The organism is Catenovulum sp. 2E275 (assembly GCF_025515275.1).
Lineage (GTDB): Bacteria > Pseudomonadota > Gammaproteobacteria > Enterobacterales > Alteromonadaceae > Catenovulum.
The window spans coordinates 1-25,463 of record NZ_JAOPFU010000037.1 but is presented as its reverse complement, the minus strand read 5'-3'; the positions used below and the strand labels follow the sequence as shown (position 1 = coordinate 25,463).

Below are 25,463 nucleotides of genomic sequence, written 5' to 3'. Positions count from 1 at the left end.
CCGTTTACTACAAGCTATCTCAATGGCTGTTGCTGTCGGCAGTTTAACTTTTTTTCTGGTACGTTCACTCCCCGGGGACATTGCTTATAAAGTAGCAGCCGGGCGCTATGGCGATGATGGCGTTAGCACTGAAGCAGCCAATGCTGTAAGAGCCGAATTAGGCTTAGACCAACCCATTTTTGAGCAATATCTTAACTGGCTAGGCAATTTATTTCAGTTCGATTTAGGCAACAGCTTAGTCAGTGGTTTGCCCGTGATTGACGAAATTCAGCATCAACTTGGTTACACCGCATTATTAGCAGTTTGCGCAGTTATTTTAGCCAGTTTTATCGCGATACCATTGGGTTTATTAGCGGCTAAAAAACCTAAAAAAGTCATAGACCAAACTAGCTTATATACATCCAGCTTTATTCGGGCGCAGCCTGTGTTTAGCCTCGGCCTGATTTTAACCATAGTATTTGCCATTGAATTAAACTGGTTTCCGGTTGCTGGTTTTGGTTCAACCGAATTTTTAATCTTGCCGGTGTTAACCCTAGCGATCAGTTTAGCGGCAGTGTCTAACCGGATTGTCCGCGATAGTGCAATTAAAGTATTGAATTCGCAGTATTATCAGTTTGCCAAAATTAAAGGATTAAAAGAGCCTAAATTGTTTTTGCGCCACGGCTTAAAAAATATGGCGATTCCAATCATCGCATTTACCGGTATGCAATTTATCGGCGTGATCGAAGGGGTCATTATGATAGAAAGCTTATTCGCTTGGCCGGGTATTGGACATGCTTTATCACATGCGGTTTTTGCCCGTGATATACCTATGCTACAAGGCACAGCATTAATGATGGGTATTTTATTTGTTTTTATTAATACCTTAACCGATGCCTGCTGCGCGCTGCTTGATCCCAGAGGTGAAAAAGTAAAACAGGGTGAAAATGCATGATTAAATCATTTGCGCTTAGCCAAAAAGTTGGTTTATCTATCTTATCCTGTTTATTCATTTTTGCGTTTGTTCAGGGCATTTTTGACTCTACTTCCGCAGCACAACAAAATTTATCGAATATATTTTCCCTACCAAACAGTCAATATTTATTAGGAACTGATCAGTTTGGCCGCAGTATGTATGCCCGTTTGGGCAGTGCTATTCGGCTGTCTTTTTTACTCTGTTTATTATGTGTTTTCAGCGCACTAGCTTTAGGGGTTAGTGCGGGAATTTATGCAGCATGGGCTCAAGGCTGGCAAGAAAAAGTGATGGATTTTATCGCTAATACTATTTTAGCTTTACCCGGTTTAGTATTAGTTTTGTTATTTGCAGCAATAGCGCCCGGCTCGTTTGTCGTTTTATATTTAGGGATAGCGATCACTTTATGGGTCGAATATTACCGAGTAGTTAAAGCAATTAGTAAAAGTGTCTTAGCCAGTAGCGAAATTGAAGCATCGCGCCAACTTGGTTTTAACTGGTTTTATATTATTAAACGTCACCTGTGGCCAAATTTGCAGGAGCAAATATTTACGTTAGCATCATTTGGTGCTGCCACCGCTATTTTAACCATGGCGTCAGTCGGTTTTGTTTATGTTGGCTTAAAACCACCAACAGCAGAATTAGGCTTAATGATAGTCGAATTATTTCCTTATTATGCCGATGCACCTTGGGTTTTATTACAGCCTTTAGTGGTATTATTTTTATTAATTTTGGGGTTTAACCTACTCGCCGGAAAATTAAAATGAACCAAATCAGCATTCAAGATTTAGCCGTTTTTAATGCCGGTGAAAGTTTAATTTCCGGCTTAAATTTTATTGCCAGCGCAGGTCAGCCGGTTTGCATTATCGGCCATACAGGTGCAGGAAAAAGCCTGCTAGCTAACGCAATATTAGGTAATTTAAGCACACCTTTGCACGCCAGCGGGCAAGTTACCTTGAATCAACAAGTATTTGATTTAAGCCAGCCTGAGCAGCTAACCAAACTTTGGGGCAAACAACTTGCGTTATTGCCGCAAGAGCCTTGGAATGCACTTAACCCTTTATTAACCGCGCAGCAGCAAGTTGAAGATGTTAGCCGCTATGTATTAAAGCAACCGGCAAAACAAAGCCAACAAACTACAGCTTTAGCTTTGCAACAATTTGGTTTAGCCGAGGCTAACCATAAATATCCTCATCAATTATCCGGTGGAATGGCTCAGCGGTTAGCTTATTGTGCAGCGACTATGGCCAACCCAAATTGTTTACTACTAGATGAACCAAGCAAAGGGTTAGATCAGGCGCTCAACCAAAAATTACAGCAAAATATTAAACAACTCGCCCAGCAATCTGCCTTAATTATTATTACGCATGATTTAGATTTAGCCGCCGCACTAAACGGATATTTAATTGTTATCGAACAAGGCCAAGTTACCGAACAAGGAGCTGCTTCGAGTTTACTTAATTCTCCGCGCAGTGATTATTTACAACGACTAATTCAAGCACAATCCAAAAACTGGCATAACTTAAAGCCCGAATTAGCGACAGATAAAGCTCAAACCGAGCTAGTGAAACTAACGAGTGTAAATCAATTTTATCAGTCTCAGCATGTGCTTAAAAATATCGACTTAACTTTACATGCCGGAGAAATAATTGGTTTAACCGGCGAGAGCGGTGCAGGAAAAAGCAGCTTAGGTAATATTATTTGTGGCATTTTAAAGCCAAACTCAGGCACAGTTAAATTTTCACCCAGTTTAACCAAAACCGATTGCCAAAAAGTATATCAAGATCCGCCATCCGCTTTTGCTAATCAACTGCCGTTAAAAACACTGCTTAAAGATTTAACCCTGCTCCACAAACTTAGCTGGCAAAAAGTTATTGCGTTATTGAATAAATTAGATTTACCCGAAAGCTTGCTAGAACGTAACCGTGATCAAGTGAGCGGCGGCGAACTACAACGCATTGCTTTATTAAGAGTTTTGTTACTGAAACCTAAAATTATTATTGCTGACGAGGCGGTTTCAAGGCTCGATCCCATCAACGCTCAAAAAATAATTACCCTATTACTCGATTATGTGTACACTGAACAAGCAGGCTTAATATTTATTAGTCATGATCAACAACAAATCAGTAAAATTTGTGATCGCGTTATAAAACTCTGACTATAAAATTGCTCTACATAAGGTTAACTTAAGGTTAACTAAAACAAACTTTTATGTAAAAATAACCTTGATTCACATTTTAATTAGGTTGTATAAAAGTGCAGAATAAATTCAGTTTTAAAAAAATCTTACCTTGGGCAGCATTCCCATTAACCGGGTTAATGCTTTTGCTCTACCCTATGTTACCCGAGCAAAAGCTCATTATTCATCCGTCTCAGGAAACATTTGGGCTCCTATATTCAGGTGCAGAAAATACAACAAATAACGAAAAGCCTAATATATTCTGGCATAAAGATATTTCTACTTGGCAGTGTGATACTTTAAATATAAATAACTACCAGTACTGCGGAATAAACTTATTATGGCGTGAACAACAATTCCAAAATGGCCGAGACTTATCCGGATTTACCAAACTTAACATTCATTTAAAATATAATGGTAATGCTGAGAGCTTTAAACTGTTTGTCAGAAATGCAGATCCGGCTTATGCAACTAAAGAAGATGGTAATAGCGGCCAATATAATTTTACTATGCTGCAAAAGCGACATATTAATAATGAATCTATCCATATAGATTTAAACGAGTTTACTGTAGCCGATTGGTGGATGGCGCAATACAACCACCCAAGAAAATTTGCCAAACCCTCATTTAAATATGTGACTTCTATTGGTATCGATTTTTCTGGTAACCAATACCGTGGTGATACTCACATTGTGGAACTTAATCAAATCACTTTGACTGGTCCGCTCATTTCTAAATCTAATTATTATTTAATCATTCTGATTATCTGGATGCTATCTGTATTTTGTTATCTTGTAATTAGTTTAATTATGGAAAAAAATAAAAGAGCCATGCTCAAGTTAAAAAATAAAACCTTAAAGCAACAATCTGAAGAATATAAATCACAATCCCACTATGATGTTTTAACTAGCCAGCTAAATCGACGAGGCTTTGAGTACCAGCTCACTCAAGGACTACAACAACAACTTAGATATAATTATCTTTTGTTAATAGACTTAGATCACTTTAAAAAAGTTAATGATAATTATGGCCACTCTGCCGGTGATGTCGTGTTACAAACGGTGGCTAAACTTTTAAAAGATAATTTAAGAGAAGATGATTTATTTGCCCGCTGGGGTGGTGAAGAATTTATTGTCTGCATAACTACAGACAATATTGATAATGCGCTATTGTTAGCGGAAAAACTTAGAAAAGCGATTAGCCATTTAACGCTGGATTCAATTGAGCAGTCACCCATTACAACCAGTATTGGTATTGCTAACTGGCTAGAGCATGAAACTTTTGACTCTGTATTTGAGCGCTGTGATAAAAAGCTATATTTAGCAAAAGCCGAAGGTCGTAACAAAGTTTGTTATTAATTTTATAAACCCAACCCATTCTTTAGCCTTAAATAGCTAAAGAATGGGTTAGCTGATAATGCTCAGTCCTGCCAAAACTTTATAAAACGGTACTCATTGACATCCAGTTTCTCACTTCCAATGTATCCCTAAAATTTTAAATTCACACCCAGTAAATTTTTTATCCACGTAAAAGCTAACTTATTAAAAATAGATATTAAATCAATTCAAGCAATTCTATTTTATTACCAAAAGGATCACTCAATAATATACGCTGCATACCATCAATATTAACCGGTTGAATAAACTGAATATCAGCTTGGTTAAGCTTAACTTTCCAATATTCAAGATCATTAACTTGATACGCCAGATGCGCTTTGGTATGGGCTCTGGCGGCAAAATCTTCTGCGCCTAAATGAATTTGCTGATCGGCTAATTTAAGCCAAAGTCCGCCGCCTTTTAGCATATGCGGTGGTTTTTCTATTTCGCTTAAACCAAGTAAATCGCAATAAAAACGGCGAGCAGCAGCTTCACCGTTTTTAGCAATAGAAATTTGAATATGATGCAAACTTAACAGCACCCGTTTTAATCCCCATTTATTTTGTTAATTTGATAGCGCCATTAACACACTTAAAAATGCTTTAATCGACTCAACCGAAGCCGTTTCCTCCATTGTATGATAACCGGTTGTTGGCACCTGAATAGTCGTGCCAGTTACCACACCGTTGGACGCTTGAATAATCCGCCCCATTTCGGTACTGCCATAAGACAACAACTCGCCGCCTGTTTTTTCAATTTCACGGTTTTTAGCACTAATAAAATCATCTTTATAGGCATAACTAATGTGCTGATTTTGACAAATATTTTCTATTTTTTCTGACATTTTGACATCAAAAAAGGCGTTGGCATCTCTGTGTCGGAGCACAATTTTTTGTTGATCTGCCGCTTGAGTATCAGGGTAAGGAGAGGTATCCACCACAATTAAATTATTAGCGGATTGCCCAAACCGGCGAAACCACTCTAATAAATAGCGCCAGCTTTTACCGGCTTCTTCCTGCGCAGTAAAAAATGCAGTGCCCTCAAATCCTAACGAAAATAAATGCACTAAAGCTGCCGCGGTTAATACGTTATCTAGCTGACTGCTCAAATAGCCCTGATTAATTTCCAGCTTATCGGTAAACGCAACCGGTGTGCCTGCCAATAAATGATTTAAACCATCTATCTCAAAAATCAGGTTATTACGATATTCACAAATATAACTTTTATGAATTTGACCACGTCCTAAATAAGCGCCAGACCAAGGTTCATAAGCGATAACATCAGCATCATTAAACCGGTCAACAATTTTATTAATCAGCTGTTCCGACACTGAGTTACCTAATAAATCAGACCGGCTACCAGCCACAAACGCAGCATACTGAAACTCATTTGGTCCGGTGCAAATCAAGCCGTGGCGGTCAATATGAGCAGAAAACATTGCAGAGTTAGGTTTATTGCCCTGTGCAACCAATAAACCTTCGTACCAGCTCACTTTTGCTCCACGTTCTTCCAACTCGCGCTGTAAAACACGGTAAAAAGAGTGCTCAGAGCCAGTAACACTAGGCGCACGCACCAATACTTTTAAAACATCAATAAAATCGTCAAACTGAGTATTCATCGCGGTAAATTCTTATCAAAATATAATTGCTAAATAGCATAGATTTATAACGGCTCAAAATAATTTATCAATTTGACGGTTAAATTTATGCTGAGTTTAAATACTCGGCTGCCAAATATAGCTTTCACCTGCTTTAAGGTTTAAGTCGAGTGTTTTACCAGCCCATTTCAATTGTGTTTTAGTCCCTAAGAGCGAATGAATTTTTGCTTGGGTTAAGTTATGATTTTGCCACTCCAAATCAATTACAAACCCACCTCTTGCCCTGAGTCCTGTTATTTTTCCAGTTGCCCAAGCCACAGGTAATGCAGGTAATAATTCAATTAAATAAGCCAAATTTTCTGGGGCAGCTTGTTCCATATTTAAGGGTTGATGACTTTGCAATAACATCTCAATAATTGCATTTGCGCCCCCCAAATTACCGTCTATCTGAAATGGAGGGTGTGCATCAAATAAATTAGGATAACTACGCTGTGGGCTAATTAACAACTCTAAAATAGAATATGCCCGTTCCGCATCTAATAACCTTGCCCACAAATTAATTCGCCAGGCGATTGCCCAGCCTGTGGTTATATCGCCACGCTTATTTAAAGTGACTTTAGCGGCTTGTGCTAATTCAGGCGTTTTTCTGGGAGAGATTTGGGCACTTGGATGAAGCGCATATAAATGTGATACATGTCGGTGCTGTTGATCTTTCGCAAACTCGTCCCAATCGGCTTTCCACTCTTGTAGTTGGCCTTGTTTACCAATTTTATCTTTAGGTAGCCTAGCTCTTATTTGCATTAACTTTTGTTGAAAGTCAGAGTCTTGACCAAGAATTTGCCCAACTGTCGCAGTTTGAGCAAATAAATCTCGTAAGATTTGATTATCAATTGCTGGTCCCTGTGCAATAGATATATTGTCATGATGCGCATTTTCTGGTGACATAGAAGGGCTGGTCACTAATGTCCCATCACTTTTATCTTCAATTAAATTGTCGATAAAGAAAATACTAGCCCCTTTTAAAATTGGATAAATATCCTGTAAAAAATCTTTATCGCCTGTATAAGCGTAATGTTCCCATAAGTGTGTTGACAGCCAAGCTCCACCCATAGGCCACATACCATAAAATGCTGCATCAATCGGCCCCGTAGCGCGCCATAAATCAGTATTATGATGTGTGACCCAGCCGTTACTGCCATATTGCTGTTGCGCCATTTTTGCACCAGTCTGTGCAATTTCTTTTATTAAGCGAACCAGCGGCTCTGTTGTTTCTGACAAACCACTCGGTTCAGCTAACCAATAATTCATTTCTGTATTAATATTAATGGTATATTTTGATCCCCACGGCGGATCAATAGAATCATTCCAAATACCTTGCAAGTTAGCAGGCTGAGTGCCCGGACGAGAGCTAGACAATAATAAATAGCGTCCATAGGCATAATATAAAGCAGCCAATGCAGGATCTTGTCCATTTGAAAATTGAGCAATACGCTTATTAGTTGGTAAAAAACTTTGCTGACTAACCCCTAAATCGAGTGATGACCGGCTAAACAATGTTTTATGTGCGTTCACGGCATCTTGTTTTAACTGGTTATATGATTTGTTCGCAATTTGATTAAGTTGACGAGTATTAAATACAACAGGATCGCCTGATACATCCTGATAATTTTTATAACTGGTCGCACTACTAATCAGTATCAATACCTCATTTGCGGCTGTTATATGTAATTGCTGACCAGAGCTTTTAACTTCCCCCTGACCCGTTAAAAGCCTAACTTTAACTCTGGTTTCAAAATTGAGTGCTGCCGGCACCCCGCGAGAAGCCGTATTCGTTCCTGCTAATATCAACGTATTATCATTGAGGCTTTTAGCCTGTGCTGGTAAAGGAGATTGAAACGCTAAATTAAATGACAGTAACCCTTGTTTATCAGTGCGAGTTAAATGCTTAGCCGTTAATTTTATTGCAATAACCTGATCTACAGGGCTAACAAATGCTTCTCTGGTATATAACACATCTCCTAAATTAAAACTGGTTTTGGTTATAGCTGTTTCTAAATCTAATTCGCGAATATAATTTTCAGCCTGCTCACTGGCAGCCATATTAATTAATAAACTCCCAATAGTTTGATATTGCATTTGTTTAAGGGGCTGCGACATAAAATCTTTATCAACTAAAGCTTGAGCTGCACTTAATTCACCATTAGCAATTAAGGTTCTAATTTTGCTGAGTGACTTTTTAGCATTTGGATTAGCCGGATTATATGGCCCTCCAGCCCAAAGCGTATCTTCATTAAGTTGAATTTGCTCCATGCCAATGCCACCAAAAACCATAGCGCCTAGTCTGCCATTACCTATAGGTAAAGCCTCTACCCATTGTGTTGCAGGTTGGTCGTACCAAAGTTGTGAGTTAGGGTTAATATCTTGCTTTGCATAAGCTTTAGCTAACATCATGAAAAAAGAAACAAAAGCAATTAAAACTAGCCGAGAGAAAAGCTGCATAAATCATCCTTTTTTATTTTAATTTAATGGATACTAACAGAAGCCAGACTTAACAAAATTTTAAAATTTAATTTATTATTTATAATTTTTTATCTAGTTAATTTAACTATTAGTAAATTAGTAAAAATGCTAGGTATAAAATCCAACTCCATCTCAATAGATTAACTACGCAATTTTACGCATATATAAATAAATCTATAGCTGATAAAATTAACCGAGACCTTATCTATAACTCATAAAAATTAAGTATTTAATGCAGCCAAATCCAAAAATTCGTTTTACCAGAAGAACATACAACAAGCTTGTTGCCAACGAGATGATGGAAGATTTTGCACTGCGTTTTACTGCGAAGCGCGCCAGAAAATGGTCTTCGGTTTGGATCGCCAATACCGCGCTGGGCATAGTTTCGTTTTTAGTATTAGAAGCTATCGGCGGCGCAATTACGCTTAACTATGGCTTTGTCAATGCAGCATGGGCTATTGCCGCGGTTACTGCGGTAGTGTTTTTTAGTGGCTGGCCTATCAGTTATTACGCTGCAAAATATGGGGTAGATATAGATTTACTCAGCCGCGGCGCTGGTTTTGGTTATATAGGTTCAACCATAGCTTCGCTGATTTATGCTTCTTTTACTTTTATATTTTTTGCACTGGAAGCAGCCATTATGGCAATGGCACTCCAGCTTTTATTTGAGCTGCCACTGGCAATTGGTTATGTGATTAGTGCGCTGGTGGTAATTCCACTGGTGACTCACGGCATTACTAATATCAGCCGTTTTCAGGTATGGACTCAGCCAATTTGGGTATTATTGCAAATTGTCCCGCTCATTTATGTATTTAACCATCCCGACAGTCAGTTAAATGAATGGATTAGTTTCACTGGCTCTGCTGGCGAAAATGGGCAAAGCTTTAACTATTTATTGTTTGGTGCAGCTTCTGCTGTGTTATTAGCTTTGGTCGCCCAAATTGGCGAACAAGCCGATTTTTTACGTTTTTTACCGGAAAAACCCAAAGGTAAACGCTGGCAATGGTGGCTAGCAATGACAATGGCTGGCCCTGGTTGGATGATATTTGGCGCAGCTAAATTATTTTTAGGCTCTTTTTTAGCATGGCTTGCGCTCAAACAAGGGATTAATGCCGATGTCGCCGCCGATCCTGCGCACATGTACCATGTCGCCTTTGGCTATGTTTTTGATAACCCTCAAATCAGCATTATTTTAGCGGCCAGTTTTGTGGTGATTTCCCAATTAAAAATTAATGTTGCTAATGCTTATGCCGGCTCACTGGCTTGGTCCAACTTTTTTTCAAGGGTGACGCATAACCATCCGGGGCGAGTTGTCTGGATGTTTTTTAATGTCGCTATCGCGCTTTTATTGATGGAACTTGGTATTTATCAAACCATAGAAAATATGCTGCAAGTTTATTCTGTATTTGTATTGGCTTGGTTGAGTTCAGTTGTTGCCGATTTAATTATAAATAAACCGCTGGGAATTAGCCCAAAACATATAGAATTTAAACGCTCACATTTATACGATATTAATCCGGTAGGTGTTGGCTCAATGCTGATTGCCTCGGTTATTGGCTTTACTGCACATTTTGGTTGGTACGGCGAAATGATCGAAGCTTTCGCTTCTTACCTTGCCTTTTTTCTACCTTTTATCACAGTGCCTTTAATTGGTGTATTAACTAAAGGAAAATATTATTTAGTTAAAAAGCAACACATTAAGGTTAAAGATAATACTGTCTGCCATATTTGTGAAAATCCATTTGAAGCAGAAGATATGACATTTTGCCCGGCATACGGCAAAGCGATTTGCTCATTGTGTTGCAGTTTAGATGTGCGCTGCGGCGATCAATGTCGTGAACAAGCCACTTTATTTGCACAGGCTCAGCATTTTTTCAGCCGCTTTTTAACCACCAAATTACTTAAAAAAATGAGTTCACCGCTGTCACAATTTATAGGGTTAACTCTGGTTTTAAGTTTAATTAGTGCCGGTATTTTATTTTTAATTTATATGCAAATCCCATCTACCGATGCTCAGCTAAAAGCTGTTTTTGGAGTCACTTTATTTAAAATCTTTTTTTTATTGCTGATTATTATTGGCATTGTTAGCTGGCTATTTATTTTAGCACGTAGCAGCAACCGCTTGGCATTAAAAGAGCTGCGCCTGCAAACCAAAACCTTGGCAAACGAGATTGATGCTCACGAAAGCACAGCACTTGCGCTGCAAAAAGCAAAAGAGGCAGCAGAATCCGCTAACCAAGCTAAAAGCCGCTATTTAACTGGTTTAAGCCACGAGCTACGCACACCATTAAATGTTTTACTTGGATACGCCCAATTACTTAATCAAGACAAAGCGATTCCAGATAAACAAAAAGAATCTATCGCCATTTTAAAACGTAACGGCGAACATTTAGCAGATTTAATTGAGGGTTTATTAGAAATATCCAAAATTGAAGCTGGGCGAATGCATCTGCAACGGGATGAAATCAGAATCAAACCTTTTTTAAATCAGCTAGCGGATATGTTTAAAATGCAGGCAAAAAATAAAGGCATAGATTTTCACTATCACCCCTGTGAGTTTTTACCTGATGTAGTTGCAACCGATAAACAAAGGTTTCGCCAAATTCTGATTAATTTATTATCCAATGCAATTAAATTTACCCAAAAAGGCAGCGTTAGTTTTAGCGTAAAATACCGTAATCAGGTTGCTCAATTTATTGTTGAAGATACCGGTGTGGGTATTTCAGCCGAAGACCAAAAACATATATTTAAACCATTTGAGCGGGTAAAAGATGCTCAAATTCAAGCAATTAGTGGCACCGGCTTAGGGTTAACAATTTCAAAATCGCTTGCTGAATTAATGGGTGGAGAGATCAGCCTAAGCAGTAAACTGGGTCAAGGCAGTTGTTTTAAACTCAGCCTAATGTTAGCCAGAGTCAATAACAGCACAGCCGAACCAGAATATAGTCAAGCTCAAGCAGTTGCTTATAATGGTGATGAAAAAACAATTTTAGTGGTGGATGATGATCCGAATCAGCGCAAATTAATGGATGATTTTTTATCACCACTTGGGTTTAATTTACACTTGGCGGATAAACCGTCGAGCGCATTAAATATTCTGGCTGAATATAAAATAGACTTAGTATTAATGGATGTTACCATGCCAGAAATGAATGGCTGGCAACTGGCTAAAAAATTACGTGAAAACAAATATATAATGCCAATTATTATGGTGTCTGCCAATGCTAGAGACACTGAGAAAGATCAGCAAAATGCAGGGTTTCATGACGATTACATGGCAAAGCCAATTAATATGGATAATTTACTTGAAAAAATAGGTCAGCAACTTAACTTAGAGTGGATGTTTCAAGATACCGAAAATCAGCCGGTGATGAATGAGCCACAAACCCAAGCGGCTGATAACAAACCAAAAGCAGGTAAAGCACAATATCAGGCTCTTATTGCACTGGCAGAAATTGGCTATTTGTCCGGTTTTAAAGATAAATTAGCCGAAATATCGCAGAATTATCAATTTAGTCAGGCAAACTTATCGCAACTCAATGAGTTAGTACAAACCTGTAATTTTACCCGAATAACCGAATACCTTCGTGAGTTAATAGATGAACAGCAAAATCAATAATGTCGTATTAGTGGTAGATGATTCACCGGAATCGCTCGGCATGTTAAATGTCGCGTTAAATACCGCAGGTTACACAGCTTTGGTTGCTCTCAACGGGGTGCAAGCTTTGTCTATTGCCGAAAAAGTAGAGCCAGACATTGTCTTAATGGACGCAATCATGCCCGAACTAGACGGTTTTGAAACCTGCAAAAGATTCAAACATTTATTCCCGTCAGTCCCTGTGATTTTTATGACCGGCTTAACAGACTCAGAGGATGTGGTAAAAGGGTTTGAAGCAGGCGGCGTAGATTATGTCACCAAGCCCATTTCGACCGATGAAGTATTAGCGCGAATAAAAGCACATTTAAATACCGCAAAGCTCGCACTGAGTGCACAAAGCGCATTAGACCATGCCGGTAAAAATGTATTTTGTGTTGATAATCAAGGCCAACTGGCCTGGGCGACACCGCATGTTTATCAATTAATTGAAGAGATTATGCCAAATCAGGATTCACCTTGGTTGCAACTTGAACCCGTTATTAAAAACTGGCTAGCCACAGGCGAATTAACCCCTCTTTCATTAGATAAACCGCAAACCGCAGTGCAGATCTTATACGAGCGCAAACAAGATGAACTGCACCTATTAAGACTCGCCAAAGCAAGCGTGCAAAAAACAGCAAAAGATTTACAAAACGCACTGCCTATCACCAAACGCGAAGCTGAAGTTTTATATTGGTTATCGCAAGCAAAAACCAATTGGGAAATATCACAAATATTAGAAATGAGCCCAAGAACGGCCAACAAACATTTAGAAATGGTCTTTAAAAAACTTGAGGTAGACAACCGTACCGCTGCGGCTGCCATTGCTATTAGAGTGTTGGAAGGGTAAACCTCAAAGTTTTGTTCTGAATATTCCGGTCTGGCCTGAATATCCATTCAACACATTGATTTAATTAACTCGATAGCAGTTTAAGATTAGTTTAAACAAGCAATAAAAAATGCCGTTCACAATGATGTAAACGGCACTTTTTTATTTACTTGATTTATTATGGTCCAGTAAAACTATCAAAATCAAAGCTTGCATCAGGCGAATAATTTTCACTATATATTTCAGCGCCTTTATGTGTGCTATCTGAATCATCACCATCTGACTCAGCCCAGCTGTAATCTTCAAATAATATGACACTGGTAAATACGGTTTTCCCGCCATAGGTAGATTCAGACTTTATATAAAGCTGCTCTTTACCAAGAATAGTTCCACCTTTAGTTTCAGAATAAGCCAGTTCGATTACATTAGTGCCAATATCACTCACAGTTGCAAAATATTGCTCATCATCCGCTGTACCAAGTATTTCGTCATCACCATAAGTAGTTAACACTAAATCACTATTGGCATCAAAAACCAAGCGAGCGTCATAAACATACCAAGTTACATTCTCCAAATCTGCTTTAGAGATCCCAGGAGAAGTCATTTGATTAGCACAATCAGCGATTACTGTATTAAAGTCATCAATAGAATAAAAGGTTAATGGTTTATCATTAATATCATCCCAATCCGATTCTGTGCTGCAAGTTAAGTTACTAGTATCAGGTTGATTAAAATAACTTGAGTCCGTAGCATAAGTTTCATGATAAATTTCAGCGCCTTGATGAGTAGTATCTTGATTGTTTTGATCTGACTCTTCCCAACTATAGTACTCCCATAAAATACGTGCTTTATATACAGTAGTATTAGCCATTGTTGACTCAGATATAACGCGAACTAAATCACGACCAACAATGGCACCACCTTCCGTTTCAGAAAACGAAAATTGAATAACGTTAGCCGCATAATCATTAGCGACGACATAAAATGTTTCATCATCAGCCGTCCCCAATATACCATCGTCACCATAAGCAGTGATCACACCATTCGTACCTGTCTCATCAAATGTAATAACTTCATCATCAATATACCAAGACAAGTTAGCTAAATCATTAACCGAAAAGTCAGGCAATGTTTGACTGCTCGCACAATCAGCAATCACAGTATTAAAGTCATTAATAGAGTAAAAATCAGTTGGTTTACCTTCCCCATTGTTCCACGTCTCGTCCCAGCCGGATTCCGTTGCACAGCTAAGCTCTGCTGTACCGCCACCAGTTTCACCGCCAATTTGTTTGCGATAATCAGTAGAATAGAATTGACCTGTTGCTGGTTCAATTGCATAAATGCGCACTAATAAGGTGTAATTAGTTTCATCAAAATCAACGTCATTGGTTATTGATTCAATTAACGATGTCGTTTCAAGTTCAGTACTTGTAGCATCATGACTGATCGCTTCATCTTCAATATCATAATAATTACCTTGATTGTCATACACTTCAATACGAATAGAATCAATCACAGTACTAGCTTGCACTGTCCACGATAAGGTTAAGTCTGTATTAGGATCAAAGTTATTAATTGCATTGATACTTTCAGTTGTTAGTACCGGATATAGGCCACTTGTTTTTGGCAAGAATAATAAAGTTCTGTCAAAGCTAACCAAGGCTTGATCAGATGGAATATTAGGTTGATTAGGTACTGAAATATCTAAAGCTTCGGTATATAACTTGTAACGTATAATATCCCCTACTTCAAAGATGCTTGGATTCACTTCACCATCAGTACTACCGAAGTTAACGTAATCACTAGTATAATCTTGCAGTGTTTGGTTATAAACCGATAATTCACCAGCGCCATTGTACATTGAGTTACCAAAATACACTGTGTCTTTAACTGTGCCATCATTAGCATCAATAATTTCCATAGTAGCTGACGCGATAGGAGCATCGTTAACCGTACCGTTATTGGTAAAGTCATTATCATAAAAAGAGGCATTTAACCCACAACCACCTGTGTTAGTATCCGTTCCATCATAATCATTACAATGAAAGGTTAAGGTGTCAGCTTCAACAATGAGTTGATTACCTAATAACTGCCAACCTAAATCACCATTTTTAGCCACTTGCCATGTTTCAGGCTCAAGTTCAGTCATGCCATTAAAGGTAACATTAAAGTCAACAATAGCTGTACCAGCATCTGTATCTAAATTGCGAACTGAGACACTTGAAAATTTCAGACCAATTAAACTAGGATCGGTTGTAATATCAGTTAAAAATTGTGCTCTGCTTTGATCTTCATGCAAAAAGTTTGCTGCCAAGAAGCTCTCAAGGTTTGCTGCTGTCGGTAAGCCATCAGCAAAACTAGCTCCAAACATTTCAAATAAGTTTGCAATAGCAATTGTTTCGTTAACCGTTGCAGTTAAGGCTCCACTATCTGCTACTTCAATTTTTATTGAAGGATCTTCATCAGCTGTGAAGTTATCTTCAATACTTGAGTTATCAATTAAATTGGTAATTGTCGCTATATTACTTTCTGTATCTGTTTCAATTTGAATGACATCTAAGGCAGCGTCTAAGCCTGAATGGTCGGCACTAAAGCTAGTATTTAATAAATTGATCGCAGTATCTAAACCAAGAGCGGTAAATACGTCTTGCAGCTTTGCTTGCAACGCATCTTCTTGAGCTGCTAGCTCATCACTTTCTAATGGAATTAGCGTATCCGCTTCAAAGAAACTTTCTGCCAACTCTTTAGCAGTATTAGCAATAATTAAGTCGGTAAAAGGAGTAATATTAACCGCACCTTCACTATTAGCAGCTTCGGCATAAGAGTGAAGTTTGTAAACTTTTCCACCAACCGTACCTTCGGCACGTAGCCTAAAAGGTGGAGTCATTCCTGTTACATCAACATTATAACTACCGTCAGCTTCTATTACTTCAGACTTAGTTGCGCCAAGCGAATCTTTTACGGTTACAGTGCCAACAATAGCAGCACCGGCGGCAGCTGTCCCGCTCAGAGTTGGTACTACCACAGTAACAATACGCGTAGCAGTTGCTTCATTACCTGCGGTATCAGTTGCTGTATAGGTGACCGTATAAGAACCAGCCATTGACTCATCAATATCATCAGTGCTAGATACCGTTATTGAGCTGTCAACATCATCCGTCGCAGTCGCACCTGCATCAGTGTATGTGTCACCTATAAATATTTCAGCATTACCATCAATAACCGTAATTGTTGGTGCAGTCACGTCAACCACATTAACCGTTCGAGTTGCGGTAGCTTCATTACCAGCAGCATCAATTGCACTATAGGTTATGGTATATGAGCCAATTGTTGAACTATCAACAGAGCCAGTAGTTGTTACTGAAACACTGCCGTCAACATCATCAGAAGCGGTAGCACCAGCATCGGTATAAGTTTGGTTATAGGCTAGAGATACAGTACTTTCACCATTAAGAGAAATAACCGGTGCATTTTTGTCTTCATTACTACCATCACTATCATCGCTACCTCCACTACCACATGCCGACAAAACCAAGCTTGATGAGAGCAGTGTGATCAATAGGTGATTAGTTTTATTATTCTGTCGATATGACGATTTAAAGCTCATCAGTTGAACTCCTTATTAAGTTTCTCTTCTTTTTATTCCAAATAATTTTAACTCAATAATAATAGGAAACATTATTCAAACATACAAACCTATATACCAAATAGCAGTTCCAAATCAAAGGCGACAGAGCCTTACAAATTCAACCAAAAATAAATCAAAAAAAACCAAATTCAATCAAAAACACTTGAATTCAATAACAATTAAGTAATATTATATTAACCTTATTTAATCAGGGATGATGATTGAAAGGGTTAATTTATCAGTAGTTCTCTGATTTTTTCTTAATATAAAAGGATATTTATGAAAACCAATATGGTAAAAACTTTCTTATCTGTCAGTGTATTATCTGCTTGTTTAGCGGCTTGCCAAAACGCAGAAGTACAATCTTCTGCTAGCGCGAAAACAAGTGCACAACAAGCCACAAATAACTTACCCGCAGAATATATAAAACAAGACGTTTTTATAAAAAATGTTAAAGATCAACGTCAGTATAAATATTTAAAACTGGAGAATGATTTACAAGTTATTTTAGTCTCAGATCCTAACGTAAAAACAGCAGCGGCAGCGCTCTCAGTTGGTGTAGGTTCTAATCAAAACCCAGATAACTTTTTAGGTTTAGCGCATTATTTAGAACATATGGTGATTCAAAGTTCTAAAAAGTATCCACAAGAGAATGAAATAGCCGAGTTTGTTGCAAAAAACGCAGGCGCTAGAAATGCCTTTACAGCCTTGGACAATACCACTTATTTATTTCAAATAAACTCTGACGCGCTCGATGGTGCATTGGATAGATTAGGCGCAGCAATCGCAGAGCCTCTATTTGAACCGAGTTTTAGTGATAGAGAACGTAACGCAGTAAATTCAGAATGGAGCCGAAATTTAAATAGTTCGGATTATGATATCCAGTCAGCTACCCAACAAATAATGAATCCTGATTATCCTGGTAGCCGATTTACAACAGGTAATTTAGAGACTCTAACCGATCAACCAGATAAAACTTTAAATCAGGCTTTATGGGATTTTTATAATCAATATTATTCAGCCAATATTATGACTTTAGCGATTGTCAGTAATCAGCCATTGGATGAACTGGCCAGCAAAGCTAAAACTCATTTTTCAGCGATTAAAAATAAAAACATTAAAAAGCCGGAAATTAGCGAATTAGCGTTTACCCAAACAGGTCAAGAAATCAATATTAAGATCCCAAAGGATACCAATTATCTGCAATTACAGCTTCCACTTGACTACCAAGCTGATAGTAAATACTCACACGCTGGTCAGTTTATATTACGCCAGTTAAATCGCCATGATGAAACCGCTTTATTAGGTGGTTTACGAAAAGCTGGGTTAACCCACGATGCGGGTTGTGGTTATGCTGAGAATGCTTATCAGGCACAAGGCTTTATGCAATGCCATTTCAACTTAACAGATAAAGGCCTAGCCGATAAAAATCAGGTTGTAACCGCTTTTTTTGAATATGTAAATATTATCAAGCAACAAGCAGTAACAGATGATTATATTGCCGAGTATGAATACATTTTACAGAGTCAACGTCAACGATTTAGTGATACACCACCATTGCAATTTGCGGTAAAACTGGCAACCACGTTACAGCAACATGATCCAGAATATACATTAATGCCAAATCAATATTACAAAGGGTTTGATAAAAAACGAGTTAATGAAATATTGGCTCAACTGAAACCCAATAATATGATAGTGCGCAACATAGGCAAAGATGTGAGCGCAGATACGCCAATTCCTTACTCTAAACGCTCATATTCGGTTAAAGCATTGCCTACATACCAAGCAGCTGAAACGTTAGAGGTTGCTTTAAAGTTACCTGCGGCGCAAGTACCGGACGAATTGAAAACAGAGCAAATAGCTAAAGAAACAGCTGAAGAAACTAAACAAAATTATGTAACACCAATTCAGGTGATTAATCAAAATGGCGTCACTGCGTTTTTAGCGACCAGCCAGTATTTTGCTGATGACAATGAAGCCGTAACAGAAGCCACAATTGAATCACCAGCGACTAATGCATCGGCTAAAAATATGATAATGAACCATATCATTAGTGACTTATTTAATAAACAAACCAAAGCATTATCAGAAAACGCTAAATTAATGGACGCTGTAGACTTTTACGCTAAAGGCAATGCCCATAGCTTTAGCTTTTTCACCATAAACGGGAAATTAGCCCATCAGCAAAAATATTTTACGCAAGCACTTACTCAATTTCGCGAGCTGAAAATAGATCAACAAATATTTGATAATATCAAAGCGTCTTTTATTCAGGGTTATGAAAACATGGCTAAACAGCAGCCTATTCAGCAAACTCTTAATAGCTACCGCGAAACCTATAAAATATATGCTGAAGTATTTACAAAAGAAGAAAAGCTGGCCGCACTCAAAAGCTTAACCCTAAAAGACTTAACTGATTTTCATCAAACTTTACTAAAAGGTCAGCTTCAAATTTATTCAATGAGTAATATGAGCAAAGCCGAGTTGGCCCAAATGGCAAAATCTGGGCGTGATATTTTAGGTAAAGCTGAACAGGCTAGCTGGCAGTTAAGCTCAGACTTTAAACCAGAAATAGGTAAAAACGTAAATGTAACAGAATCAATAGACGCCAATGATGTGGTCTTATTTTTAGGTTTTATTCCCCAAGATGACAGTAAAGCGACTAAAACTAATTTAATGGTTTTAAATCAGTTTATGCACCCAGCATTTTTTAATGAAATTAGAACACAACAACAATTAGGTTATATTGTGCAAAGTTCAGCTTGGGGAACGCACGACTACACGACTCAAGCCTTTTTAGTGCAAAGCAATAACACTGAGCTGAACCAGGTTTATAGTAAAGTTCTGACATTTATCCAAAGCTATCAGGCTGAATTAGCTAAATTAACAGATGAGCAAATTAAACAAACGGTTAGCGCTATCATTCAGCAATTAGAACAAAAACCGACTGATTTAAAGCAAGAATTTGCGCAGTATCATATTCAATGGCGAGATCACAAATGGACATTTGATGAGCGTGAAAAATTAATTTCGGCGCTAAAAAATGTCAATAAAACCAGCTTAACTCAACTTTATGATGAGCTTTTACTGCAAGGTAAACACGAGCAATTTGCGATTCAATACCGCGGTGAAAACTTTAAAGATACAGATTTTGCCAAACTAAAATCTTTATCTGAAGTTGAATCTCAAGGTCAGCAAACAGCAGCAAGGTAAGCTACAGAATTAGTTCAATAAATGGCAGGGCTTTATTTAACCACTAAAGCCCTTTTATGGTTTAACTATCGCTACATTTTTGACAAAACTTTCAGGCATTCAACATGAATAAGCAAATACTCAGTTACATAATTATTGGTATAACAGCAGCAATTGCTGGCGTCTCTGTATCGACTTTAAATTTAAGTACCTTACAAATGCTAACTTTAGCGGCTGGCTTAGGCTTAGCTGGCGCTGCTGCAATTGTATTTGTTAGAAACAATTAAGCTTATTTTCCTACGCACCCAAAACCTAATAGCGAACCCCAAATAAAGCTTTTAAAAAGCTTCGTGATGCTTTTTTAAGCGAGGGAGTTTGTTGTAAATCAAAACAATATTTTTGATAAAAATCATCATCATACCAAAAGCTGTCTAAATATGTTTTCCACCAGTATTCACCTAAATAAACATTTTTTTGCCAAGGTTTAATGCCAATATAATGAATAATTTTAATGGCGCTGGTATTTAAATTTTGATTTGCTTTGCCTTTTAAAAACCGATTTTTGATTTGTTGGCGATAAGCGTTAGGCGAAAAGTTATACACTGGCGGAATCCCGCTATAAATTTTATCGGCAAAAACAGAATTTATAATGTCCTGATCCTGATATTTAAACTGATTATTTTTTGCAAGTTGGCAAGCTTGGTTAATATCACCCGTTGTAATGCTGTCCAACTGCATAATTAACACACCTGCATTAATATAGTTTTCGCCCCAGCCTTGCTGCTTTGCATAAGCTTGTCGCTGCGGTGGCGATTTAACACCAGCAAAACACGCATCGCCAATATCCCAGTTAAACAACTCGGTTAAATCGGTTCTAAAAATAATATCAACATCACAATATAAAACTCTTGAGCGTGGTTTTAATAACTCAGGAATCCATAATCTTAAATAAGTGCTGCTGGTAATCCCGCGGGTTTCAAAACCACCAGCAAAAAGGTGGCGACAATCTATAAATTGCAGAGAAAATTGGCTGTAAGCTTGAGTTAACTGGCTAATGCTTTGTTGATTTTTTTCATTTAAATCACAATAAAGCACAATAATTTCATAAAATGTATCGGCTTGGGCGCACTCTAATAATGATTTAAAACAAATTGCTGCCTGTGTGGCTAAATTATTGTCGAATGCAAAAACAACCGGAATCCTTACCATCTAACTAAATCCTAAAAATCTATATTGCTTAATACCTTACAAAATAAAAGTGACAAATTAACGACAGTTAATTGTTTTTTAGGGTGATGTGATTTTGGCTTTAATCTCCGCCAGCGGTTTGAGATTACACCGCTCCATACGCTCTTTATCCGTTTTTAAGCTTTCATCTAATGGCATAAGTTCATAGGTATTAATTGCATTATATTGAGTCCCCCAAATTTGAGGTTTACCAGTGCGAAGAAGATACCTATCTTCTGCAGCACAAGATAACCATTTGGCTTTAGGGTAATTCAATTCAACAGCTTTAGATGCCAATTGAGATGCAGTTAAAAAGTCTTCCGGCGCTTTGCCATGCTGAAAAATTAGCGCGGCGTTATAATAATCAATTCCTTCTTGTAACCCGCCCGCTGCAATAATTTCTTTTACACGTTTCAAGCGTTCCAAATCATTGTAATAGGTAAATTCGCCGTTTTCGCGTTCTGACTGATCTTGTGCGACTAAAGCAACCAACTCAGAATTAGGGGTTGAAAATACCGGCATTGCTATACAGATAAACAATATGAAAAATGAAAATGGTTTGAGCTGAGTTAATTCCATTTAATATTCCTTAAACACCAAACTAACCAAAAAACCAGTAACAAACAGCAATAGCGGCGGTAAGACCGGCGGCATCGGCAATTAATCCGCAGCTAATGGCATAACGGGTATATTTAATGCCAACACTGCCAAAATAAACCGCTAGCACATAAAAAGTGGTTTCGGTTGAGCCTTGCATTATGCTCGCAAGGCGACCGGCAAATGAGTCAGCGCCATAAGTATTCATGGTTTCGACCATCATAGCGCGCGCACCACTGCCGGAGAGCGGTTTTAAAAATGCGGTTGGCAACGCATCAACAAATTGAGCATTCAGCCCTAATGCCAATACGCACCATTTAATCCCAGCCAATAAACCTTCTAGCATGCCACTTGCACGCACAGCGGCGATAGCCACCAACATAGCTAATAAATACGGAATAATTTGAATCGCAACGCCAAAGCCCTCTTTTGCACCTTCAACAAATTCTTGATAAGCCGCCACTTTTTTAATTGCGGCAATTGCCAGCACTAAACAAATAAATCCCATTAATAAAAAATTTGCCCAAAACGATGACGCTTGTGCTAATTGCTCTGCGCTCAGGGTGAGTAAATAGCTCATCGCGGCGGCCAATAAAGCAAATACAAATCCGAATATTGCCAGTGGTTTTAATTTAAATAAGGGGAGTTTTTGAATACTAGCCACCACAATAATTCCGGCTAGGGTTGAGCATAAAGTGGCTAATAAAATGGGCAAAAACACATCGGTTGCCATTGCCGCCCCCGCCTGCGCGCGATACATAAATACAGTTACCGGAAAAATAGTCACAGATGAGGTATTAAGCACCAAAAACATAATTTGTGCGTCGCTGGCGGTATCTTTATTTGGGTTATGCGCTTGTAAGCTTTGCATTGCTTTTAAACCCAAAGGGGTAGCGGCATTATCCAACCCCATCATATTGGCCGCCAGATTCATTGAAATATGCCCTTGAGCCGGACTATTAGCCGGAATGGCTGGCATTAATATCCGAAAAAGAGGAGACATTAGGTGCGCTAATTTATCAATTAAACCCGCCTTTTCGGCAATTTTACTAATCCCTAACCAAAACGCGAGTAATCCCACTAAACCAATTGAAATTTCGACACTGAGCTTTGCCATATCAAAAATACTTTGGATCATGCGGGCATAAATATCACCATCCCCCAAAATAAACGCGTTAAAACTGGCATAAACAAAAGCAGATAAAATAAACCCAAGCCAAATCCGGTTAAGCAAAATCAAAGCTCCGTTAAAAATAAGGGTTAAAAATCAAAGATAAATTCAGCGCTAGTTTATGACTTTAGCAGCCGTTAAGCTAACCCAATAACTTATAAAGTTGAATTTCGTTGTGGTATTGCTCATCCATATAAAATGAATCTAATTTAAATCCATCCTGTTGATAACCCAGTTTTAAATACAATTTATGCGCTGGTTCGTTAGCTTCAAATACACTTAATTCGAGTCTGCGAATCCCTTTAGCCAAAGCTTGCTTTTCAAGTTCAGATAATAAAGCCGATGCGATCCCCTGCCGGTAATATTCTGCTCTAACTGCAATAACAATCGTCATTTTTTTCTGGCTTTTAAGGTTGGGTAACTGCCAGCCACAAGCATAAGCCTGTAACTCTCCATTTTGTTTAACATGCAGGTTAATATTGTTGGATGCTGCGATTGTTTTTTGTAAATGCAGAATGTAGTCATCGCGGTTGTTTTGCAAAATCGCTGGGGTATAAAGCATAAATTTGCTTTGTGATGCAACAGCCAAGTGTAGTTGATATAGCATTTGAGCATCATCTTGGCTGCTGTTTTCAATTTCTACCGACATAAAAAATAAATCCTTTTATAACTGATTTATATTAGCTAATTTGAATAAGTCTTAATTTATCTTTAAGACTTTATTTATAAAGCTCAATCAAATTAAGAACCAAAAGCGGGAGTTTATTCGTAAATTTTAAACGTCTACAGAATCGTGATTAGCACGATTTTTACGTGATTCAGGCTTTGCATGTTTGGTTGCGTAAAACCAAATTGTTGGGATTCGCTTTGCTCGACCCAACCTACAAGGGCTAAATAAAAATACGAAAAAACAAGTTTAATGCCTTCTTAGGAACAAAGATACGCACGCTAAAATACAGGAGCCTACGTGTTTATATCTCCCGCGAGCATTAGCGAGTGACTACAATGGTTTGTCATGTGGAATTTCCAAAAAAGGGCCGTACAACTTGAAACTGCCATCTATACCATTGTAAACCGATATATAATTCGATGATTCACCCTTGGGTTTAAATAGCGTGAAAGCTAAGCCATCTGAAACTAATTCACTTCTCAGGTCACACATTTCAGCGACTCTCAGTGAACCACGCTCAAATTCCCTATCAGAAATATTTTTTTTAATTAAGGCGCCACTTTGATATTGCTGTTTTATATACTCGATTTCTAAATCACAGCAGTTGCGTAAACGCATGGCCTGAGTATTAAAGCTGCAAAACGTAACTAACAAAACTACACTAATTAATATTTTCTTCATTACACATAACAAGACGGTATAAAAATCTCGTCCTCAAAAGTTTATTGTTCGCAACGTCGAAAAACCTGTGTAGGTTGGGTCGAGCGAAGCGAATCCCGACAGAATCGCCCAGCCAACTACTTTTTATCGCGCATATCCAATATAGGTAAACTGCCTTCTCCCATAATTGTGGTTGGTAATTTACCATCCCAGTTTTGTGCCTCAGTTAAACTCACAATTAATGGATTGTCGCGTAGTGCTTTGGCTTTAGCTTCTATCGCGGTGGCCTCTGCTTCACCTTTTAATACAATGGCTTTTGCTTCGGCTTCTGCAACTTTAATAATGCCTTGTGCTTTGGCATCTGCGGTGTTTACTTCTCTAAGTGCTTCAAGGCGTTGGCGTTCAAGCTTATGCTCTTCGGCTGCGGCTAAGTTTTTTTCGGTTTGTTTAATCTCAATTGACTGTATATATTTTGCAGGTAACTCAATATTTTCAATTTGGATATTATCGACAACAACCGGAAAGCCGGCCATTTCTTCAATTAGCCTTTGTTCAATCCCCTGAATCGCTAAAGCTCGGTCTTGAATTAGTTGCTCGGCTTCGTATTTAGGAATGGTGTCTTTAGTGGCTGAGCGAAATCTAGGATCTAAAATACGTTGTTCAAACTGGGTTAAACCACCGTATTTTCTAAATAAATCTAATGCAGCTTCTTTATCTGCGGTCCAGTTAACCGATACTTCAATTGTTACCGGCATTTGCTCTTTTGTGCTGGAAGCCATTTTTTCTGCATTTTTGCGGGTACGAACCTCTATCGGCTCAACCGAATCAATAAAGGGTATTTTAAAATGTAGCCCCGGGTTTTCTTGATATTTTGCTTCCCCAAAGCGTTTAACTATACCAACATGGCCTTCTTCTACCGTATAAACGGCGCTCATCACAATCGATAAACTCACAATGGCAATGACAACCAAAGCAATTATTTTGGCTTTATTTAGGTTTGAAATATTTAATTTTTCTTGAGATTTTAATGAATTAGATAACATTTAGGGCATCCTTTGCTTATTATTTTTGACTTAGCATAATGCCAAACAGTTAACATTTACGCAACAGGAAAAATCATACTTTATACCCTAGGGTCTGTTGACGTTTGATGTACAAATTTTGTTCTAACTAAATGCTTTTTAATCGAGGCGCAGCATTGAAGGCCTAATGGGTTAAGTCTAAA

General features: G+C 38.1%; 18 protein-coding genes. 8 read left to right on the top strand and 10 right to left on the bottom strand.

What is annotated here, in order from left to right; translation table 11 throughout:
• Positions 1–22: 22 nt before the first annotated feature.
• The 4 genes from N7931_RS14960 (at position 23) to N7931_RS14945 (ending at position 4,489) form a co-directional block, all read left to right on the top strand.
• Positions 23–934: an ABC transporter permease gene (locus tag N7931_RS14960; RefSeq protein WP_262795153.1), complete on the top strand. Its 912-nt coding sequence runs from the start codon at positions 23–25 to the stop codon at positions 932–934.
• Positions 931–1,719, top strand: a complete 789-nt coding sequence (locus N7931_RS14955) for an ABC transporter permease (RefSeq protein ID WP_262795152.1) — start codon at positions 931–933, stop codon at positions 1,717–1,719. Before N7931_RS14960 ends, N7931_RS14955 begins: the two co-directional genes overlap by 4 nt.
• The gene (locus N7931_RS14950) at positions 1,716–3,110 is read left to right on the top strand and encodes an ABC transporter ATP-binding protein (RefSeq protein ID WP_262795151.1); all 1,395 of its coding nucleotides are present in this window, start codon (positions 1,716–1,718) and stop codon (positions 3,108–3,110) included. The genes N7931_RS14955 and N7931_RS14950 overlap by 4 nt, the downstream gene beginning before the upstream one ends.
• A 98-nt stretch (positions 3,111–3,208) precedes the next feature.
• Positions 3,209–4,489 carry a GGDEF domain-containing protein gene (locus tag N7931_RS14945; protein WP_262795150.1) on the top strand — a complete coding sequence of 427 codons (1,281 nt, stop codon included), beginning with the start codon at positions 3,209–3,211 and terminating at the stop codon, positions 4,487–4,489.
• A gap of 196 nt (positions 4,490–4,685) precedes the next feature.
• Here the strand turns inward: N7931_RS14945 and N7931_RS14940 are convergent, their stop codons facing one another.
• From N7931_RS14940 to N7931_RS14930, 3 genes are all read right to left on the bottom strand, one after another.
• A complete protein-coding gene (locus N7931_RS14940) occupies positions 4,686–5,048 on the bottom strand; it encodes a VOC family protein (RefSeq protein ID WP_262795149.1) in 363 nt (120 codons plus the stop codon).
• Positions 5,049–5,072: 24 nt separating this feature from the next.
• A complete protein-coding gene (locus N7931_RS14935) occupies positions 5,073–6,125 on the bottom strand; it encodes a peptidase M42 (protein WP_262795148.1) in 1,053 nt (350 codons plus the stop codon).
• 96 nt (positions 6,126–6,221) lie between these two features.
• Complete coding sequence (locus tag N7931_RS14930) at positions 6,222–8,603, bottom strand: glycoside hydrolase family 95 protein (RefSeq protein WP_262795147.1); 2,382 nt, start codon at positions 8,601–8,603, stop codon at positions 6,222–6,224.
• 253 nt (positions 8,604–8,856) lie between these two features.
• Here N7931_RS14930 and N7931_RS14925 point away from each other — a divergent pair, with 253 nt between their 5' ends.
• Together N7931_RS14925 and N7931_RS14920 are read left to right on the top strand one after the other, a co-directional pair.
• Positions 8,857–12,243 carry an ATP-binding protein gene (locus N7931_RS14925; RefSeq protein WP_262795146.1) on the top strand — a complete coding sequence of 1,129 codons (3,387 nt, stop codon included), beginning with the start codon at positions 8,857–8,859 and terminating at the stop codon, positions 12,241–12,243.
• Complete coding sequence (locus N7931_RS14920) at positions 12,224–13,111, top strand: response regulator (RefSeq protein WP_262795145.1); 888 nt, start codon at positions 12,224–12,226, stop codon at positions 13,109–13,111. Before N7931_RS14925 ends, N7931_RS14920 begins: the two co-directional genes overlap by 20 nt.
• Before the next feature lie 157 nt (positions 13,112–13,268).
• Here the strand turns inward: N7931_RS14920 and N7931_RS14915 are convergent, their stop codons facing one another.
• On the bottom strand, positions 13,269–16,697 hold the full coding sequence (locus tag N7931_RS14915) for a DUF5011 domain-containing protein (protein ID WP_262795144.1): 3,429 nt from the start codon (positions 16,695–16,697) through the stop codon (positions 13,269–13,271).
• Between the two features lie 300 nt (positions 16,698–16,997).
• On the opposite strand from N7931_RS14915, the gene N7931_RS14910 reads away from it, so the two are divergent.
• Together N7931_RS14910 and N7931_RS14905 are read left to right on the top strand one after the other, a co-directional pair.
• Entirely contained in the window at positions 16,998–19,934 is a 2,937-nt protein-coding gene (locus N7931_RS14910; RefSeq protein ID WP_262795143.1) for an insulinase family protein, read from the top strand.
• Between the two features lie 104 nt (positions 19,935–20,038).
• A complete protein-coding gene (locus N7931_RS14905) occupies positions 20,039–20,200 on the top strand; it encodes a hypothetical protein (RefSeq protein ID WP_262795142.1) in 162 nt (53 codons plus the stop codon).
• Positions 20,201–20,225: 25 nt separating this feature from the next.
• Here the strand turns inward: N7931_RS14905 and N7931_RS14900 are convergent, their stop codons facing one another.
• The 6 genes from N7931_RS14900 to N7931_RS14875 form a co-directional block, all read right to left on the bottom strand.
• The gene (locus tag N7931_RS14900; protein ID WP_262795141.1) at positions 20,226–21,122 is read right to left on the bottom strand and encodes a glycosyltransferase family 8 protein; all 897 of its coding nucleotides are present in this window, start codon (positions 21,120–21,122) and stop codon (positions 20,226–20,228) included.
• Between the two features lie 78 nt (positions 21,123–21,200).
• A complete protein-coding gene (locus tag N7931_RS14895) occupies positions 21,201–21,719 on the bottom strand; it encodes a hypothetical protein (protein WP_262795140.1) in 519 nt (172 codons plus the stop codon).
• Positions 21,720–21,741: 22 nt separating this feature from the next.
• Positions 21,742–22,971, bottom strand: a complete 1,230-nt coding sequence (locus N7931_RS14890) for a nucleoside recognition domain-containing protein (protein ID WP_262795139.1) — start codon at positions 22,969–22,971, stop codon at positions 21,742–21,744.
• A 79-nt stretch (positions 22,972–23,050) separates the two neighbouring features.
• Complete coding sequence (locus N7931_RS14885) at positions 23,051–23,557, bottom strand: GNAT family N-acetyltransferase (RefSeq protein WP_262795138.1); 507 nt, start codon at positions 23,555–23,557, stop codon at positions 23,051–23,053.
• A gap of 351 nt (positions 23,558–23,908) precedes the next feature.
• Positions 23,909–24,259: a hypothetical protein gene (locus N7931_RS14880; protein WP_262795137.1), complete on the bottom strand. Its 351-nt coding sequence runs from the start codon at positions 24,257–24,259 to the stop codon at positions 23,909–23,911.
• Positions 24,260–24,375: 116 nt separating this feature from the next.
• Positions 24,376–25,281: a prohibitin family protein gene (locus tag N7931_RS14875; protein WP_262795136.1), complete on the bottom strand. Its 906-nt coding sequence runs from the start codon at positions 25,279–25,281 to the stop codon at positions 24,376–24,378.
• Between the last annotated feature and the right edge of the window lie 182 nt (positions 25,282–25,463).

Bases quoted from the DNA above. Each gene is read 5' to 3' on its own strand.
- N7931_RS14960 (WP_262795153.1), top strand. From the start codon at position 23: ATGGCTGTTGCTGTCGGCAGTTTAACTTTTTTTCTGGTACGTTCACTC.
- N7931_RS14955 (WP_262795152.1), top strand. From the start codon at position 931: ATGATTAAATCATTTGCGCTTAGCCAAAAAGTTGGTTTATCTATCTTA.
- N7931_RS14950 (WP_262795151.1), top strand. From the start codon at position 1,716: ATGAACCAAATCAGCATTCAAGATTTAGCCGTTTTTAATGCCGGTGAA.
- N7931_RS14935 (WP_262795148.1), bottom strand. From the start codon at position 6,125: ATGAATACTCAGTTTGACGATTTTATTGATGTTTTAAAAGTATTGGTG.
- N7931_RS14930 (WP_262795147.1), bottom strand. From the start codon at position 8,603: ATGCAGCTTTTCTCTCGGCTAGTTTTAATTGCTTTTGTTTCTTTTTTC.
- N7931_RS14925 (WP_262795146.1), top strand. From the start codon at position 8,857: ATGCAGCCAAATCCAAAAATTCGTTTTACCAGAAGAACATACAACAAG.
- N7931_RS14920 (WP_262795145.1), top strand. From the start codon at position 12,224: ATGAACAGCAAAATCAATAATGTCGTATTAGTGGTAGATGATTCACCG.
- N7931_RS14915 (WP_262795144.1), bottom strand. From the start codon at position 16,697: ATGAGCTTTAAATCGTCATATCGACAGAATAATAAAACTAATCACCTA.
- N7931_RS14910 (WP_262795143.1), top strand. From the start codon at position 16,998: ATGAAAACCAATATGGTAAAAACTTTCTTATCTGTCAGTGTATTATCT.
- N7931_RS14905 (WP_262795142.1), top strand. From the start codon at position 20,039: ATGAATAAGCAAATACTCAGTTACATAATTATTGGTATAACAGCAGCA.
- N7931_RS14900 (WP_262795141.1), bottom strand. From the start codon at position 21,122: ATGGTAAGGATTCCGGTTGTTTTTGCATTCGACAATAATTTAGCCACA.
- N7931_RS14895 (WP_262795140.1), bottom strand. From the start codon at position 21,719: ATGGAATTAACTCAGCTCAAACCATTTTCATTTTTCATATTGTTTATC.
- N7931_RS14885 (WP_262795138.1), bottom strand. From the start codon at position 23,557: ATGTCGGTAGAAATTGAAAACAGCAGCCAAGATGATGCTCAAATGCTA.
- N7931_RS14880 (WP_262795137.1), bottom strand. From the start codon at position 24,259: ATGAAGAAAATATTAATTAGTGTAGTTTTGTTAGTTACGTTTTGCAGC.
- N7931_RS14875 (WP_262795136.1), bottom strand. From the start codon at position 25,281: ATGTTATCTAATTCATTAAAATCTCAAGAAAAATTAAATATTTCAAAC.